At 59.4% G+C, this 18,158-nt stretch carries 13 protein-coding genes; 10 read left to right on the top strand and 3 right to left on the bottom strand.

The genetic code is table 11. From position 1 onward, the window contains the following. Positions 1-33: 33 nt before the first annotated feature. The 5 genes from glpE (at position 34) to J3P84_RS02950 (ending at position 6,830) form a co-directional block, all read left to right on the top strand. Complete coding sequence (gene glpE / locus J3P84_RS02970) at positions 34-363, top strand: thiosulfate sulfurtransferase GlpE (RefSeq protein ID WP_434627694.1); 330 nt, start codon at positions 34-36, stop codon at positions 361-363. A 299-nt stretch (positions 364-662) separates the two neighbouring features. Further along, positions 663-2,585, top strand: coding sequence for a PrkA family serine protein kinase (locus J3P84_RS02965; protein WP_305498395.1), 1,923 nt, complete (start codon positions 663-665; stop codon positions 2,583-2,585). A 120-nt stretch (positions 2,586-2,705) separates the two neighbouring features. Then, the gene (locus J3P84_RS02960) at positions 2,706-3,977 is read left to right on the top strand and encodes a YeaH/YhbH family protein (RefSeq protein ID WP_305498393.1); all 1,272 of its coding nucleotides are present in this window, start codon (positions 2,706-2,708) and stop codon (positions 3,975-3,977) included. Beyond that, positions 3,974-5,539, top strand: coding sequence for a SpoVR family protein (locus J3P84_RS02955; protein ID WP_305498391.1), 1,566 nt, complete (start codon positions 3,974-3,976; stop codon positions 5,537-5,539). The genes J3P84_RS02960 and J3P84_RS02955 overlap by 4 nt, the downstream gene beginning before the upstream one ends. Positions 5,540-5,603: 64 nt before the next feature. Further along, the gene (locus J3P84_RS02950) at positions 5,604-6,830 is read left to right on the top strand and encodes a multifunctional CCA addition/repair protein (RefSeq protein ID WP_434627690.1); all 1,227 of its coding nucleotides are present in this window, start codon (positions 5,604-5,606) and stop codon (positions 6,828-6,830) included. Positions 6,831-6,983: 153 nt separating this feature from the next. Here the strand turns inward: J3P84_RS02950 and folK are convergent, their stop codons facing one another. Continuing rightward, positions 6,984-7,502 (bottom strand): 2-amino-4-hydroxy-6-hydroxymethyldihydropteridine diphosphokinase, encoded by a 519-nt coding sequence (gene folK / locus J3P84_RS02945; protein ID WP_434627688.1) that lies wholly within the window; start codon positions 7,500-7,502, stop codon positions 6,984-6,986. Further along, positions 7,493-7,846 (bottom strand): dihydroneopterin aldolase, encoded by a 354-nt coding sequence (folB, locus tag J3P84_RS02940; RefSeq protein ID WP_434627685.1) that lies wholly within the window; start codon positions 7,844-7,846, stop codon positions 7,493-7,495. The genes folK and folB overlap by 10 nt, the downstream gene beginning before the upstream one ends. A gap of 75 nt (positions 7,847-7,921) precedes the next feature. Here folB and plsY point away from each other — a divergent pair, with 75 nt between their 5' ends. Then, complete coding sequence (gene plsY / locus J3P84_RS02935; protein ID WP_305498384.1) at positions 7,922-8,491, top strand: glycerol-3-phosphate 1-O-acyltransferase PlsY; 570 nt, start codon at positions 7,922-7,924, stop codon at positions 8,489-8,491. A gap of 7 nt (positions 8,492-8,498) precedes the next feature. Here plsY and tsaD read toward each other — a convergent pair whose 3' ends face one another. Beyond that, the gene (gene tsaD, locus J3P84_RS02930; RefSeq protein ID WP_434631142.1) at positions 8,499-9,524 is read right to left on the bottom strand and encodes a tRNA (adenosine(37)-N6)-threonylcarbamoyltransferase complex transferase subunit TsaD; all 1,026 of its coding nucleotides are present in this window, start codon (positions 9,522-9,524) and stop codon (positions 8,499-8,501) included. A gap of 198 nt (positions 9,525-9,722) precedes the next feature. Here tsaD and rpsU point away from each other — a divergent pair, with 198 nt between their 5' ends. The 4 genes from rpsU to J3P84_RS02910 all read left to right on the top strand — a co-directional run bounded on the left by rpsU (position 9,723) and on the right by J3P84_RS02910 (position 18,155). Beyond that, on the top strand, positions 9,723-9,938 hold the full coding sequence (gene rpsU / locus J3P84_RS02925; RefSeq protein WP_002551877.1) for a 30S ribosomal protein S21: 216 nt from the start codon (positions 9,723-9,725) through the stop codon (positions 9,936-9,938). A gap of 478 nt (positions 9,939-10,416) precedes the next feature. Then, positions 10,417-12,375 carry a DNA primase gene (gene dnaG / locus J3P84_RS02920; RefSeq protein ID WP_434627682.1) on the top strand — a complete coding sequence of 653 codons (1,959 nt, stop codon included), beginning with the start codon at positions 10,417-10,419 and terminating at the stop codon, positions 12,373-12,375. 67 nt (positions 12,376-12,442) lie between these two features. Beyond that, positions 12,443-14,290, top strand: coding sequence for an RNA polymerase sigma factor RpoD (gene rpoD / locus J3P84_RS02915; RefSeq protein ID WP_434571396.1), 1,848 nt, complete (start codon positions 12,443-12,445; stop codon positions 14,288-14,290). Between the two features lie 121 nt (positions 14,291-14,411). Further along, complete coding sequence (locus J3P84_RS02910; protein WP_434571394.1) at positions 14,412-18,155, top strand: bifunctional diguanylate cyclase/phosphodiesterase; 3,744 nt, start codon at positions 14,412-14,414, stop codon at positions 18,153-18,155. Positions 18,156-18,158: the final 3 nt, after the last annotated feature.

Genomic DNA, 18,158 nt, shown 5'->3' with positions numbered 1-18,158 from the left:
TCGGCATTGCTCTCAAGGCCACAGGAGTCCCGTATGACCGAATTCAAACGCATCCCTCCCGAACAAGCCCAGGCCCTGCGTGAGCAGGGCGCTGTCGTCGTCGATGTGCGCGACCCGCAGACTTACGCCATGAACCATATTCCGGGATCCAAACACCTGGACAACCATTCCATCGCCGACTTCATCCGTGCCGCCGATCTCGATGCGCCTACCGTTGTGGTCTGCTACCACGGCAACTCCAGCCAGAGCGCAGCGGGTTACCTGGTCAGCCAGGGCTTCAGCGATGTCTACAGCCTGGACGGCGGTTTTGAGCTGTGGCGCGCAACTTATCCTGACGAAACAGTGCAAGGCACTCACGAATAATTTTTTATGACAGCCAAGCCCACGAGAACCGCGGGCTTGGGCGATGGCAGACGAACGGTCTGCCATAACTAATTACGTATTCCACCTTTACCTCTCGGATTCCGAACTATCCTTAGCCTCAGGCCATCCAAAACAGGGGAGAGCCGGTACACCGGCGCGCGGGTCATCGGGAGTCAGCTTTCAGGAGCCAGCGTTCTTGAAAGCATTCTGGGGGGTAAACGGCAACTGGGTTCCCAGCGGCTGTCCAGCATCGACTGATTGATCCGACACCGGCTCCACGTATCGAGCGAGGTGACGTCATGAGTATTTTTAGCCACTTCCAGCAACGTTTCGAGTCCACGCGGCAGGAGGAGTACTCGCTGCAGGAATACCTCGAACTCTGCAAGCAGGACCGCAGTGCCTACGCATCGGCCGCGGAGCGTCTGTTGCTGGCAATCGGAGAACCGGAACTGCTGGATACCTCGACCAACTCGAGGCTCTCGCGAATCTTTTCCAACAAGGTGATTCGCCGCTATCCGGCCTTTGCGGACTTCCACGGGATGGAAGAATGCATCGAACAGATCGTTTCCTATTTCCGCCATGCCGCCCAAGGCCTGGAGGAGAAAAAACAAATCCTCTATCTGCTCGGCCCCGTCGGTGGCGGTAAATCGTCCCTGGCCGAGAAGCTCAAGCAACTGATCGAAAAAGTGCCCTTCTATGCCATCAAGGGTTCGCCGGTGTTCGAGTCCCCACTGGGGCTGTTCAACGCTACCGAAGACGGCGCGATTCTCGAGGAAGACTTTGGCATTCCCCGGCGCTATCTCAATACCATCATGTCGCCATGGGCTACCAAGCGCCTGGCCGAGTTCGGCGGCGATATCAGCCAGTTCCGGGTGGTCAAGCTCTACCCCTCGATCCTTAACCAGATCGCCGTGGCCAAGACCGAGCCCGGGGATGAAAACAACCAGGATATCTCTGCCCTGGTGGGTAAGGTCGATATTCGCAAACTGGAAGAATTCCCTCAGAACGACGCCGACGCCTATAGCTATTCGGGCGCGCTGTGCCGGGCCAACCAGGGCCTGATGGAATTCGTCGAGATGTTCAAGGCGCCCATCAAGGTGCTGCACCCCCTCCTGACTGCCACCCAGGAAGGCAACTACAACAGTACCGAAGGGCTGGGAGCGATCCCGTTCAGCGGCATCCTGCTGGCCCACTCCAACGAGTCGGAATGGCATACCTTCCGCAACAACAAGAACAACGAAGCCTTCATCGACCGGATCTACATCGTCAAGGTGCCGTACTGCCTGCGGGTGACCGATGAGATAAAAATCTACGACAAGCTGTTGTTCAACAGTTCGCTGTCCAAGGCCCATTGCGCCCCCGATACGCTGAAGATGCTGGCCCAGTTCACCGTGCTGTCGCGTCTCAAGGAGCCGGAAAACTCCAACATCTATTCGAAAATGCGCGTCTACGACGGTGAAAACCTCAAGGACACCGATCCGAAGGCCAAGTCGATCCAGGAATACCGCGACAACGCGGGCGTGGACGAAGGCATGAATGGTCTTTCCACGCGTTTCGCATTCAAAATCCTGTCCAAGGTCTTCAACTTCGATCCTCACGAAATTGCCGCCAACCCAGTCCATCTGCTTTATGTACTTGAACAGCAGATCGAGCAGGAGCAGTTCCAGGCTGAAACCCGTGAGCGGTACCTGCGCTTCCTCAAGGAATACCTGGCTCCACGTTATATCGAGTTCATCGGCAAGGAGATCCAGACGGCCTATCTGGAGTCCTACAGCGAGTACGGTCAGAACATCTTCGATCGTTATGTGCTGTACGCAGATTTCTGGATCCAGGACCAGGAATACCGGGACCCGGAAACCGGCGAAATCCTCAATCGCGTGGCACTGAACGAGGAACTGGAAAAAATCGAAAAACCGGCGGGCATCAGCAATCCGAAGGATTTCCGCAACGAAATCGTCAACTTCGTGCTGCGCGCCCGGGCCAACAACAACGGCAAGAACCCGACCTGGCTCAGCTACGAGAAGCTGCGGGTGGTTATCGAGAAAAAAATGTTCTCCAACACCGAAGACCTGCTGCCAGTCATCAGCTTCAATGCCAAGGCCAGCAAGGAGGACCAGCAAAAACACAACGACTTCGTTACACGCATGGTCGAACGTGGCTACACCGACAAACAGGTACGCCTGCTTTCCGAGTGGTACCTGCGGGTCCGTAAATCACAGTAGCGCAGCCACAAGCCACAAGCGACGAGCTGCAAGCCAGAATCGCCTGAACTCCAGGTTCCGGGCGACCGCTTCTACTTGCAGCTCGTAGCTCACCACTTGAAGCTGCCCAGAGGGTCACCTATGAGCTATGTGATCGACCGACGCCTGAATGGCAAGAACAAGAGCACGGTGAACCGCCAGCGTTTCTTGCGGCGTTACCGTGACCACATCAAGAAAGCCGTCGAAGAGGCGGTCAGCCGTCGTTCCATCACGGACATGGAGCATGGCGAGCAGATCAGCATCCCTGGCCGCGACATCGACGAGCCGGTGCTTCACCACGGCCGTGGCGGCAAGCAGACCGTCGTGCACCCGGGAAACAAGGAATTCACCACTGGCGAGCACATCCCGCGCCCACAGGGGGGAGGCGGCGGCAAGGGGCCCGGCAAGGCCGGCAATTCCGGCGAAGGCATGGACGAGTTCGTATTCCAGATCACCCAGGAGGAATTCCTCGAATTCATGTTCGAGGACCTGGAACTGCCGAACCTGGTCAAGCGCAACCTGACCGGTACCGACACCTTCAAGACCGTGCGCGCCGGCATCAGCAACGAGGGTAATCCGTCACGCATCAATATCATTCGCACCCTGCGTTCGGCCCATGCCCGACGAATCGCGCTCTCAGGCAGTAGCCGGGCGAAACTGCGCGAAGCCAAGGAAGAGCTGGCTCGCCTTAAACGTGAAGAACCCGACAATTTTGGCGATATTCAGGACCTGGAAGCGGAAATCGAGAAACTCAGCGCGCGTATCCATCGTGTGCCGTTCCTCGACACGTTCGACCTCAAATACAACCTCCTGGTGAAACAACCGAATCCCAGTTCGAAGGCCGTGATGTTCTGCCTGATGGACGTTTCCGGCTCCATGACCCAAGCCACCAAGGACATCGCCAAGCGCTTCTTTATCCTGCTGTACCTGTTCCTGAAGAGGAACTACGACAAGATCGATGTGGTGTTCATCCGTCACCACACCAGCGCCAGGGAAGTCGACGAGGAAGAGTTTTTCTATTCCAGGGAAACCGGCGGCACGATCGTGTCCAGCGCGCTGAAACTGATGCAGGAGATCATGGCCGAACGTTACCCCGCCAATGAATGGAACATCTATGCGGCCCAGGCGTCCGACGGCGATAACTGGAACGACGACTCGCCAATCTGCCGTGACATCCTGATCAACCAGATCATGCCGTTCGTCCAGTACTACACCTACGTGGAAATTACTCCACGCGAACACCAGGCCCTGTGGTACGAATACGAACGCATCGCCGAAGCCTTCTCCGACACATTTGCCCAACAGCAACTGGTCTCGGCCGGGGATATCTACCCGGTCTTCCGTGAACTCTTCCAGCGCAGGTTAGTGACATGACCGCCAAAAAAGAGCAGAAGCGCCAGCCCATTTCCACCGGTTCCGAATGGACATTCGAGCTGATCCAGGCCTATGACCGCGAAATCAGCCGTATCGCGGACCGTTACGCCCTGGACACGTACCCCAACCAGATCGAAGTGATCACCGCCGAGCAAATGATGGACGCCTATGCATCCGTAGGGATGCCACTGGGCTACCACCACTGGTCCTACGGCAAGCATTTCCTCAGTACGGAGAAATCCTACAGTCGCGGCCAGATGGGGCTGGCCTATGAGATCGTGATCAACTCCGATCCCTGCATCGCCTACCTGATGGAAGAAAACACCATCTGCATGCAGGCGCTGGTGGTGGCGCATGCCTGCTATGGCCACAACAGCTTCTTCAAGGGCAACTATCTGTTCCGCACCTGGACCGACGCCAGCTCGATCATCGATTACCTGGTGTTCGCCAAGCAGTACATCATGCAGTGCGAGGAACGCCACGGCATTGATGCGGTGGAGGACCTGCTGGACTCCTGCCACGCCCTGATGAACTATGGTGTGGACCGCTACAAGCGGCCGTATCCGATTTCCGCCGAGGAAGAGCGCCGACGCCAGAAGGACCGTGAAGAACACCTGCAGAAGCAGATCAACGATCTTTGGCGGACCATTCCCAAAGGCGCGGACAAGTACAGCGAGAAAGACAACGCGCGGTTCCCTGCCGAGCCCCAGGAGAACATCCTTTATTTCATCGAGAAACACGCGCCGCTGCTGGAACCCTGGCAGCGCGAGATCGTACGCATCGTGCGCAAGATCGCCCAGTATTTCTACCCTCAGCGCCAGACCCAGGTGATGAACGAGGGCTGGGCAACATTCTGGCACTACACGTTGATGAACGACCTGTACGACGAGGGCCTGGTCACCGATGGCTTCATGATGGAGTTCCTGACCTCCCATACCAGCGTGGTATTCCAGCCAGGCTTCGATAGTCCCTACTACAGCGGCATCAACCCTTATGCCCTGGGCTTTGCCATGTACCGCGACATTCGGCGCATGTGTGAAGACCCTACCGAAGAGGATCGCCGCTGGTTTCCGGAAATCGCCGGCTCGGACTGGCTTTCCACGATCAAATTCGCCATGAGCAGCTTCAAGGACGAGAGTTTCATCCTGCAGTACCTTTCGCCCAAGGTGATCCGCGACCTCAAGCTGTTCAGCATCATGGACGATGATCAGAAGGATGACCTGCTGGTGCCCGCCATCCACGATGAGAGCGGTTACCGGGTCATCCGTGAAACCCTGGCGGCGCAATACAATCTCGGTAATCGCGAGCCCAACGTGCAGATCTACAGCATCGACCGTCGTGGTGATCGTTCCCTGACCCTGCGTCACCAACAGCACAACCGCAAACCGCTGGGCGATTCCACGGACGAGGTCCTCAAGCACCTGCATCGGCTTTGGGGGTTCGACATCCACCTGGAAACCCTGCAGGGCGACCAGGTGATGAAAACCCACCATGTGCCGCCGCGCGGCGAACAAGGCGAAGGGGATTACGGACGCCTGGACCTGGCCGTCATTCATCTTTGATAGCGTTTTCGCCTCCGAAGGTCCGGCTTAAAGGTTTATCCTGTCGGCCCAACGGAGGTTTTTTATGCAGATCTACAAAGTCGGCGGCGCTGTTCGTGATCGCCTGCTCGGCATCCCCGTCACCGACATCGACCGGGTGGTCGTGGGCGCCACCGCCGAGGAAATGCTGGCCAAGGGATTCCGTCCCGTGGGGGCTGATTTTCCGGTCTTTCTTGACCCGAACACTGGCGAGGAATACGCCCTCGCCCGCACCGAACGCAAGAGCGGCAGGGGTTACGGTGGCTTCGTATTCCATGCCAGCCCCGAAGTGACGCTCGAAGAAGACCTCATCCGCAGGGACCTGACAATCAACGCCATGGCCGAAGACGACCATGGCAACCTCACCGATCCCTACCACGGCCAGCGCGATCTCGAAGATCGCCTGCTGCGGCACGTTTCCCCGGCGTTTGCCGAGGATCCACTGCGGGTTCTGCGAGTTGCCCGCTTTGCCGCACGTTATGCCCCGCTGGGTTTCAAGGTGGCGGACGAAACCCTCGCGTTGATGCGCAAGCTCAGTGAATCTGGCGAGCTGGAAGCTTTGACTGCCGAACGCAGCTGGAAAGAGATCTCCCGCGCCCTGATGGAAGATCAGCCACAAGTGTTTATCCAGGTACTGCGCGACTGCGATGCCCTCAAGGTATTGATGCCCGAGGTCAATGCGCTGTTCGGGGTCCCGCAGCCTGAAGCTCATCACCCGGAAATCGACAGCGGCGTCCATACCTTGAGCGTGCTGGAACAGTCGGCGCTGCACAAACAGCCACTGACGGTCCGCTGGGCTTGCCTGTTGCATGACCTCGGCAAAGGTTTGACACCCGAGCACGAATGGCCAAGGCACATCGCCCATGAGCACAAGGGGCTGAAGCTGATCAAAGCAGTCAACGAACGCTTCAAGGCTCCCCGTGACTGCCAGGAACTGGCGCTGCTGGTAGGTCAATACCACACCCATGGACACCGCGCGCTGGAGCTCAGGGCAACCACTTTGCTTGAGCTGCTGCAGAGCTTTGATGTGTACCGGCGCCCCCAGCGTTTCGAGGAGTTCATTGCCGCATGCGAGATGGATGCGCGAGGGCGCAAGGGGCTTGAGGAACGAAGTTACCCACAGGCTGATTACCTGCGGGGCGCTGCGTCAGCGGCCCGCGGCGTGGCGGTGCAGCCGTTGCTGGAGAAGGGTTTCAAGGGGCCGGAACTGGGTGAAGCGATCAAGCGAGAGCGCCTCAGGGCGTTGAAGGCTTACAAGGAAGCGGCGAGCTGACAGTAATTTTTCCGGTCAGCTTACATCTTTGGCGGTTGTACCTCCGCCATCGCGAGCAAGCTCGCTCCCACATTGGTATCTCAGCAGGCACATGTTTTGTGTTCAGCCCAGATCACTGTGGGCGCGAGCTCGCTCGCGATGACGGCAGGCGCGTCACAGCAGCTCTGATGGCGTAAGCGGCTGACCTCGCCACTCGAAAGCCACCGGCGCCAGCACCTGATCAATCTGTGCTTCTTTCCACAACGTGGAAAAGCTCTTGCCCACGCCTGGATGAATCCGGTCCGGCGCAATCAACGACAAAGGCCACAAGACAAAAGCATTCTTGAGAATTTCCGCGCGCGGCAGGATCAACCCATCGAAGTTGCCGACCTGCTCGCCATACAGCAGCACGTCGATATCCAGCGGCAAACCCTTGCGGTCCGGCGCGTAGCGGCCATTATCGGCCTCGATGAACTTGAGGCGGCGGTCCAGTTCCATCAGTGGAAGATCGGTGAACGCCGACACGACGAAATTGAAGAACGGCCCGCTCTTGATACCCACCGGCTGACTTTCGAACACGGCCGAACAGCGCATATCCACCAGGAAACCGGCCAGAGCCTCAAGCCCCGCGCGCAAATGGATTTCACGCTCGATATTGCTGCCGAGCCCGAGAAAAACCTGAGTCAGCGACATCCGCGCTCGATCTCCACGCCAACGCCGGTAGCGGCCGGCACGGCCCCGGGCTTGGTCACTTTCAGCCGCAGCCAGGTGATCCTGAACTCATCCATGAGCTCTTGGGCCAGTCGCTCGGCAAAGGTTTCGACCAATTGGAACTGCGCCTGCTCGGCAAATGCCTGGATGCGGGCCGATACGCTGGCGTAGTCGAGGGCCAGGCTCAGGTCATCGTCCGCAGCCGCCGGACGATTATCCCAGGCAAAACTCAGATCAAGCCGCAGGCACTGTCGGATGCCTCGCTCCCAGTCGTAGGCACCAATCACCGTGTCGACTTCCAGGCCTTCGATAAACACTCTGTCCAAGCTCTCTTCTCCGCAGCACGACAAGGGCGCGTTGCGCCGTTAGAATCAGGGGCTTCCTCGCCCGGAATAGCTAGCATGTTTTGGTCACTGGCGATCCTCGCCTACCTGCTCGGCTCACTGTCCTTTGCCATTTTGCTCAGCCGCCTGACCGGTCGCCCGGATCCGCGAATGAGTGGCTCAGGCAATGCCGGCGCCACCAACATGCTGCGCCTGGCCGGACGCAAGCTTGCCGTCCTGACCCTGCTTGGCGACCTCTGCAAAGGCCTCGTGCCGGTTCTGCTCGCCAGCCTCGCAGGGCTTTCGTTGCAGCAACAGGCCTGGGTCGGCGTCTGCGCGGTCATCGGCCATCTGTTCCCGCTGTACTTCCGCTTTCGCGGCGGCAAGGGTGTCGCCACCGCCGCCGGCATGCTGCTGGGCCTGTATCCGCCTGCCGCCCTGCTTGCCGTGTGCGCCTGGCTGCTGACCTTCTACCTGACCCGCACCAGCTCCCTGGCCGCATTGATCGCCACGCCACTGACCCTGCCTTTGCTGGCCTGGCAGGAACCGGCGGCGTTGCTGCCGATGACGACACTCGTTGCGCTGATCGTCTGGCGCCACCGGGGCAATCTACGCGACCTGTTCGCCGGGCGCGAACGGCATTTCTGATAACGCCTCACAGCGGTGAAAGTTGCTCCATGGGCCAGCGCGCCTGCACGCTGATCGCCAGGCTTTCCTGCTGCCCCGCTTGCAGGCGCTGGCAACCGGCAAAAGCAATCATTGCGCCGTTATCTGTGCAGAACTCCGGCCGAGCGTAGTAAACGTCGCCCTTCATATCGCCGAGCATTTTCTCCAGGGATACCCGCAAGGCCTTGTTCGCGCTCACCCCGCCGGCAATCACCAGGCGCTTTAGCCCAGCCTGTTTCAGCGCGCGCTTGCACTTGATCGTCAAAGTCTCCACCACGGCCTGCTGGAACGCCAGGGAGATGTCGCAACGGGCTTGCTCACTGTCGTCCCCGGCATTGACGCATTGTTGCCATGTATTCAGCGCGAAGGTTTTCAGGCCACTGAAGCTGAAATCCAGTCCAGGCCGGTCGCACATCGGACGCGGGAATACGAAACGCCCTTCAATGCCTTGAGCGGCAAGTCGTGCGATTTCCGGTCCGCCAGGATAATTGAGCCCCATCATCTTGGCGGTTTTATCAAAAGCCTCGCCCGCGGCGTCGTCGAGCGACTCACCCATGAGTTGGTATTGGCCGATTCCATCGACCCGCACGAGCTGCGTATGGCCTCCGGATACCAACAAAGCGACGAACGGAAACTCCGGCGGCTGCGGCTCCAGCATCGGCGCCAGCAGGTGGCCCTCCATGTGGTGCACGCCCAAGGCCGGAATGCCCCAGGCAAAGGCCAGCGCCTGGGCACAGGAAGCACCGACCAACAGGGCGCCCACCAGACCCGGCCCGGCCGTGTAGGCGATGGCATCGATCTCGGTCGGCACGCAGCCGCCTTCGGCCAGGACCTGGCGGATCAAGGGCAGCATGCGCTTGACGTGATCGCGTGATGCAAGCTCCGGCACCACGCCGCCGTACGCGCGGTGCAGGTCGATCTGGCTGAACAGCGCGTCGGCCAGCAGGCCACGTTCACTGTCGTAGAGGGCGACGCCGGTTTCGTCGCAGGACGTTTCTAATCCCAGTACTAGCATGGGTTGCGCCTTGTAGAGGCTGAATTCGAAGGCGCGCATAATAGTCGTCGCGTTGTGCCCCGACCAGCGGTTTTCGATCAGAGGCTTTGCATTCCGAGCGTTGAGGGGTTAACATCCGCAACCCTTAAAAACCGACGTCTTCAAGTGCTCTTTTGCCGCGAGGATGTTGACCCCGGTAATGAATGAAGGTAGCTCTGGATGCCAGCCGTCAAAGTAAAAGAGAACGAACCCTTCGACGTAGCTCTGCGTCGTTTCAAGCGCTCCTGCGAAAAAGCCGGTGTTCTGGCTGAAGTTCGTAGCCGCGAATTCTACGAGAAGCCGACTTCCGAGCGTAAGCGCAAAGCAGCAGCCGCTGTTAAGCGTCACGCCAAGAAAGTTCAGCGCGAACAGCGCCGCGCCGTACGTCTGTACTAATACACAGACGCCCGTCGCAAGCTTCTTGCCAAGCCCGGCCTCCAAGCCGGGCTTATGGCATTTGCGGAACAACGCTTGATGCTTCACCGTCAAAGTCGCAGACGCGACCAAGACGATCTGCTTTATCGCGTCAGACCTGGCTCTTTTGCCAGCGGTGCACGTCTCTTCTGACGAGCCTTCCAAGGCTACTGACGAGCACACCCTGATTCCTCTAACGACGATCAGCCCAAGGCACCGCTGCGTGCCCGCTTCATGAGCTATCCGAGGCCTGACCGGCCGTTACCGGACTCAGCGCAACACATTTCGTACAGTCGAATACTGATAGCCATTAACGTCAGTGGATAATCGGCAGATACACTTCCCGACAGCAATGATGCAGACGACCCGGTCGAGCCACCATTTTCCGTGCCTCAGGACCAGGAACCGACTCCGCGGCTGATTTTGGGCCCCTATTTCGCGCAGTGATGATGAGAACGCCATGGCCGGGCTAATTCCCCAGAGCTTTATTGACGACCTCCTGAACCGCACCGACATCGTCGACGTGGTCAGCTCTCGCCTGCAAATGAAGAAAGCGGGCAAGAACTACACAGCCTGCTGCCCGTTTCACAAAGAAAAAACCCCCTCCTTCAGCGTCAGCCCCGACAAGCAGTTCTATTATTGCTTCGGCTGCGGCGCTGGCGGCAATGCCCTCGGCTTCATCATGGACCACGACAACCTGGATTTCCCCCAGGCTGTCGAGGAACTGGCCAAAGCCGCCGGCATGGAAATTCCTCGCGAGGAAAGCGGACGACAACACAAGCCTCGCCAACCCACCGATTCGCCGCTGTACCCGCTACTCACGGCAGCAGCCGACTTTTATCGCCAGGCACTTAAAAGCCATCCGGCCCGCAAGGCGGCGGTGGACTATCTCAAGGGCCGCGGCCTGACCGGTGAGATTGCTCGCGACTTCGGCCTCGGCTTCGCCCCGCCGGGCTGGGACAACCTGTACAAACATTTGAGCAGCGATACGCTGCAGCAACGCGCCATGATCGACGCCGGCCTGCTGATCGAGAACGCCGAGACGGGCAAGCGCTACGACCGCTTCCGTGACCGGGTGATGTTCCCGATCCGCGATACCCGCGGGCGGATCATCGCCTTTGGCGGCCGGGTGCTGGGGGACGACAAGCCCAAGTACCTGAACTCCCCGGAAACCCCGGTTTTCCATAAGGGCCAGGAACTCTACGGCCTGTACGAGGCGCGCAAAAACAATCGCAACCTCGATGAAATCATCGTTGTCGAAGGCTACATGGATGTCATCGCCCTGGCCCAGCAAGGCTTGCTCAACGCCGTTGCGACCCTGGGCACGGCCACCAGCGAAGAACACATGAAGCGCCTGTTTCGCGTCGTGCCGAGCGTGCTGTTCTGCTTCGACGGCGACCAGGCCGGACGCAACGCCGCCTGGCGCGCGCTTGAAGCGACGCTGCCCTGCCTGCAGGACGGGCGGCGCGCACGTTTTCTGTTCCTGCCCGAGGGCGAGGACCCGGACACCCTGGTGCGCTCCGAGGGCACCGATGCGTTCCGTGCGCGGATCAACCAGCACGCACAGCCGCTGGCCGACTATTTTTTCCAGCAACTGACCGAAGAAGCCGATCCTCGCTCCCTCGAAGGCAAAGCCCATATGGCCACGCTCGCGGCACCGCTGATCGACAAGGTGCCCGGCGCCAACCTGCGGACCTTGATGCGTCAACGCCTGACGGAAATTACCGGGCTGAACAGCGAAGCGGTCAGCCAGCTGGCCCACAGTGCCCCCCAGGAGGCACCGCCGGCTTACGACCCGGGCATCGACTACGACGCGTTACCGGACTTCGCCGACTATCATCAAACCCAGCAGGACTACGCGCCGCAGCAGGAATGGACACCGAAGAAACCCGGTGCCGGCGGCAAGAAATGGGACAAGAAACCCTGGGACAAGAACGGCAAGCGCGGCGATCGCGACCAGCCACGTGCCCCGCGCGTGCCGGCCGCCGTCGAACCACCAACACTGGCTGCCCTGCGCACCCTGCTGCACCACCCGCATTTGGCTGAAAAGGTAGAAGATGCCGGGCACTTCGCCGCCGAGGACCACAGCAATACACAATTGCTGGTCGCGCTCCTTGAAGCTGTGCAGAAGAACCCCAAGCTAAACTCATTCCAGTTGATCGCGCGGTGGCACGGCACCGAGCAGGGGCGCCTTTTGAAGGCATTGGCCGAGAAGGAATGGCTGATAGAGGGAGATAACCTTGAACAACAGTTTTTCGACACCATTACTAGCTTGTCCGCCCGCCAACGCGAGCGAAACCTGGAACAACTTCTGCGCAAAGCTCGCCAGAGCGAGTTGACCAGCGAAGAGAAAAACCAATTGCGTGACTTACTCAGCCGCAATGTTTGCGCATCAAACCCGACCTCAACTGGCGCGTGAGGTCACAGCTCAGGTATAATCCTCGGCTTGTTTTTTGCCCGCCAAGACCTTCAGTGGATAGGGTGTTATGTCCGGAAAAGCGCAACAGCAGTCTCGTATCAAAGAGTTGATCCTATTGGGTCGTGAGCAGGGCTACCTGACTTACGCGGAGGTCAACGACCACCTGCCGGAGGATATTTCAGATCCGGAACAGGTGGAAGACATCATCCGCATGATCAACGACATGGGGATCAACGTATTCGAGGTTGCTCCAGATAAGGATGCCCTTATGCTGGCCGACGCCGATACCGACGAGGCGGCCGCTGAAGAAGCGGCCGCAGCGTTGGCAGCGGTCGAGACCGACATTGGTCGCACCACCGACCCCGTGCGCATGTACATGCGTGAGATGGGTACGGTAGAGCTCCTCACGCGTGAAGGCGAAATTGAAATCGCCAAGCGTATTGAAGAAGGCATCCGTGAAGTGATGGGCGCAATTGCGCACTTCCCTGGCACGGTCGACCATATTCTCTCCGAATACACCCGCGTCACCACCGAAGGTGGGCGCCTGTCTGACGTCCTGAGCGGTTACATCGACCCGGACGACGGCATCGCGCCGCCTGCCGCCGAAGTGCCGCCACTGGTCGACCCGAAAGCCGTCAAGGCCGACGATGAGACCGACGATGACGACGCCGAAGCCAGCGACGACGAAGAAGAAGCCGAAAGCGGTCCAGACCCGGTCATCGCCGCCCAGCGTTTTGGCGCCGTGGCCGACCAGATGGAGATCACCCGCAAGGCGCTGAAAAAGCACGGTCGCAACAACAAGCAGGCAATTGCCGAACTGTTGGCGCTGGCTGAGCTGTTCATGCCGATCAAGCTGGTGCCCAAGCAGTTCGAAGGCCTGGTCGAGCGTGTTCGCAGTGCCCTGGATCGTCTGCGTCAGCAAGAGCGCGCGATCATGCAACTGTGTGTGCGTGACGCCCGCATGCCGCGTGCAGATTTCCTGCGCCAGTTCCCTGGCCATGAAGTCGACGAAAGCTGGACCGATGCACTGGCCAAAGGCAAGAGCAAATACGCCGAAGCGATTGGCCGCCTGCAACCGGACATCATTCGTTGCCAGCAGAAGCTGAGCGCGCTGGAGGCCGAGACTGGCCTGAGCATCGCTGAAATCAAGGACATCAACCGTCGCATGTCGATCGGCGAGGCCAAGGCCCGTCGCGCGAAGAAAGAGATGGTCGAAGCGAACTTGCGTCTGGTGATCTCGATCGCCAAGAAGTACACCAACCGTGGCCTGCAATTCCTCGACCTGATCCAGGAAGGCAACATCGGGCTGATGAAGGCGGTGGACAAGTTCGAATACCGTCGCGGCTACAAGTTCTCGACTTATGCCACCTGGTGGATTCGTCAGGCGATCACTCGCTCGATCGCCGACCAGGCTCGCACCATCCGTATCCCGGTGCACATGATCGAGACGATCAACAAGCTCAACCGTATTTCCCGGCAGATGTTGCAGGAAATGGGTCGCGAACCGACGCCGGAAGAGCTGGGCGAACGCATGGAAATGCCTGAGGACAAGATCCGCAAGGTATTGAAGATCGCCAAAGAGCCGATCTCCATGGAAACCCCGATCGGTGATGACGAAGACTCCCATCTGGGTGACTTCATCGAAGACTCCACCATGCAGTCGCCGATTGATGTCGCCACCGTTGAGAGCCTCAAGGAAGCGACTCGCGAAGTACTTTCCGGCCTCACTGCCCGTGAAGCCAAGGTACTGCGGATGCGCTTCGGCATCGACATGAACACCGACCACACCCTTGAGGAAGTCGGTAAACAGTTCGATGTGACCCGTGAGCGGATTCGTCAGATCGAAGCCAAGGCGTTGCGCAAACTGCGCCACCCGACGCGAAGCGAGCATCTGCGTTCGTTCCTCGACGAGTGACCTTCAAACCCCCGGCCCTGCCGGGGGTTTTGTTATGTGCAGATAACTCTTCCTTCTTGCTCCCCCGCCCTGTTGTCCGTCTACACTCGATTCATCCTTTCCCAGCCATGACGAGACCGTGATGCCCAGACTGACGGCCGTGCTTTTGCTGTCACTGATGACCTGGACCGCAACGGCCGGCGCGTTGACGCTCACGGAGGAAGAACGCCGCTGGCTCAAGGACCACCCCGACCTGCGCCTGGGTGTCGATGCGTCATGGCCGCCGTTCGAATTTCGCGACGACAACGGCCGCTACCAAGGCCTGGCCGCCGACTATGTCGATATCATCCGCGAGAAACTGGCCGTCACGCTCACACCCATCGAACCCGTCAGTTGGACGGAGGTGCTGGAACAGGTCGTGCAGGGCAAGATCGACCTTCTACCGGGCATCATGTCCACCCCCGAACGCCAGAACTACCTGTCGTTCACCCGCCCCTACCTCGATTTTCCGATTGTCATCCTGGCCCATAAAGGCGGGCCCCGACCCCATAAGCTCGAAGACCTTTATGGGCTGAAAATCGCCGTGGTGGAGAACTATGCCCCCCACGAACTGCTGCGCAACCACCACCCCGACCTGAACCTGGTCGCGCTGCCCAACGTCAGTTCGGCGCTGCAGGCCTTGGCGACCGATGAAGTCGATGCGGTGGTGGGCGATCTTGCTTCCAGCGTGTGGAGCTTGCGCCAGCTCAAGCTTGACGGGCTCTACGTCAGCGGAGAAACGCCCTACCGCTACCAGTTGGCGATGGCCGTCCCACGGGAAAACAAGATATTGGTGGGCATCCTCGACAAGGTCCTGGCGGACATGACGCCGATGGAGATCAGCGAAATCCAGGAAAAATGGGTTGGCAACGTGCGGGACCATCGCCAGCTCTGGTCAGACCTGCTGCTTTACGGCCTGCCCGGGCTGCTGCTGTTGATCGCCATCCTGGCAGTGGTGATTCGCATCAACCGTCGCCTGAGTTCGGAAATAGCCCGACGCGTCGACCTGGAACAGGAGCTGCGCAGCAGCGAATACCATTATCGCGGGCTGGTTGAGAGCCTTTCGGCGATTGCCTGGGAGGCCAGGGTCAGCGACTTCACCTACAGCTATGTATCGCCTCACGCCGAAGAATTGCTCGGCTATCCCCTCGCCCATTGGCTCATCCCCGGGTTCTGGCGCAACATCATTCATCCGGCGGACCTGATCCGCGCGCAGACATATTGCGATCACGAAGTCCTTGCCGGCCGCGATCACTGCATCGACTACCGGGTGATCACCGCCGACGGTCGCTGCCTGTGGGTGCGGGACATCGTCAGCCTGATCAAGCATGGCCATGAACCGTTGATGCGCGGACTGATGATCGACATCAGTGAAGCCAAGCACACCGAGGAAGCGCTGCGCCTTTCCGAACAGAAGTTCGGCTCGGTATTTCGCCAGTGCCCGGACATCCTGGTGATTGCGCGCCTGCTGGACGGTTGCCTGCTGGAGGTCAATAAAGCCTTCGAAGAGCAGATTGGCCTCAGCGCCGCAGAGGTGGTCGGCAAAAGCGCGACCGACCTGGACATCTGGGGCATACAAGGCGTCGGCCCAAGTTTGCTCCAGCGGTTGCAGGCCGGGAGCATTCGCAATCTGGAAATGCCTTTTCAACGCAGCAACGGCGAGGTGTTCACCGGGCTGATATCGGCCGAACCCTTTGATCTGGACACCACCCCAGCCCTGGTCGTGGTGGTGCGCGACATCAGCCAGCTCAAGGAGACCCAGCAGCAATTGCAGACCTCCGAAGAAAAATTCGCCAAGGCTTTTCACGCCTCGCCCGACGGCTTGCTGCTGTCCAGGCAGAGCGATGGTTTGCTGATTGAAGTCAACGACGGTTTCAGCCGCATTACCGGTTTCAACAGCGCCCTGTCGGTTGATCGTTCGACCCTGGACCTGGGAATCTGGGTCAATCTCAACGAGCGCAAGCAGATGCTCGACCTGCTGCAGCGGGACGGTTTCGTAAAGGATTTCAGCTGCCATATCCGCCGTAACGACGGGCAGATACGGCTCTGCGAGGTGTCCAGCCGTCCGCTGCCCATCGGCAACGAGGACTGCATGCTGACGATCGCCCGGGACATCACCGAACGCCACTTCATGCAGGAGAAACTGCAGCAGGCCGCCACCGTATTCGAAAGCACCGCCGAAGGCGTACTGATCACCGATACACAACAGCACATCAGCGCCGTGAACCGAGCCTTTACGGAAATCACCGGCTATAGCGAAACCGAAGCCCTGGGCCATACGCCTCGGCTGCTGGCTTCCGGGCTGCACGACAGCGCGTTTTATGCCGCGATGTGGCATCAGTTGACCGCCGAGGGCCACTGGCAGGGTGAAATCTCCAATCGACGCAAAAATGGCGAGCTGTATCCCAGCTGGCTGACCATCAGCGCCGTGCGCAACCAGGAACAACAGACCACCCATTTCGTCGCGGTTTTTGCCGACATTTCAAGCCTCAAGCACGCCCAGGCCCGACTCGACTACCAGGCGCATCACGACCCGCTCACGGGCCTGCCGAATCGCACCCTGTTCGAAAGCCGTTTGCTCTCGGCGCTCAATAGTCAGCAAGAAAATGGCGGCCAAGGCGCGGTGTTGTTCCTGGACCTGGACCGTTTCAAACACATCAACGACAGCCTCGGGCACCCGGTCGGCGATCTGCTGCTCAAGGGCATTGCCGTGCGCCTGCGCGAGCAACTGCGTGATATCGACACCGTGGCGCGCCTGGGCGGTGACGAATTCATCATCCTGCTGCCCGGCCTGCAGCAGCCCAGCGATGCCGAGCATATTGCGCAGAAGCTGTTGAACTGTTTCTGCGCGCCGTTCCAGGCCGGCGAGCATGAGTTTTTCATCAGCGCCAGCATCGGCACCAGCCTCTATCCGCAGGATGGCTGCGATGTCGCCACGCTGGTCAAAAACGCCGACGCGGCGATGTACCGCTCCAAGGCCAAGGGTCGCAACCGGGTGGAAAGCTACACTCGCGACCTCACGGCCCAGGCCAGCGAGCGCGTGGCACTGGAACACGAGCTGCGTCGGGCGATCGAGCGCAACGAACTGTCGTTGTCGTTCCAGCCGAAAATCAGCCTCATCGACAACCGGCTGGTGGGCGCCGAGGCATTGATTCGCTGGACCCATCCGACCTTTGGCGACGTACCACCGGAGCATTTCATCCCCCTGGCCGAAGAAAACGGCATGATCCTGCAAATCGGCGATTGGGTACTGGAAAACGCCTGCCGGCAACTGCACGCATGGAACAGCTGTCACGAAAGCCTCGGGCCACTGTCAGTCAACCTGGCCGGCGCCCAACTGCGTCAGCCCAACCTGCTGAATCGGATCGAACAATTGCTGCGGGAAAACCACCTTGAGCCTGGTTTGTTGCAACTGGAGATTACCGAAAACTTCATCATGAGCCAGGCCGAAGAGGCCCTGACGGTACTGTATCAACTGAAAAAACTCGGCGTGCAACTGGCCATCGACGACTTCGGTACCGGCTATTCCTCGCTGAGCTACCTCAAGCGCCTGCCGCTGGACATCCTGAAAATCGACCAGTCTTTCGTCCGCGGCCTGCCCGATGACCCCCACGATGTGGCCATCGTGCGGGCAATCATCGCCTTGGGCCGGAGCATGCAATTCAGCATCATCGCCGAGGGCGTCGAAACCCTCGCCCAACAGCAATTTCTCGCCGAGGAAGGCTGCGAGCAGATCCAGGGCTACATCGTCAGCCTGCCCCTGTGCGCCGAAGAATTTGCCGCGACGTTTCTGCATGTGACCGTATCGGATTTTTCGGATAGCACAGCCGAGAAACCGTCGCTATAATCC

Origin of the sequence: Pseudomonas sp. Z1-29 (assembly GCF_051131995.1) — a bacterium.
Lineage (GTDB): Bacteria > Pseudomonadota > Gammaproteobacteria > Pseudomonadales > Pseudomonadaceae > Aquipseudomonas.
This window is presented reverse-complemented; position numbering and strand designations above follow the sequence as displayed.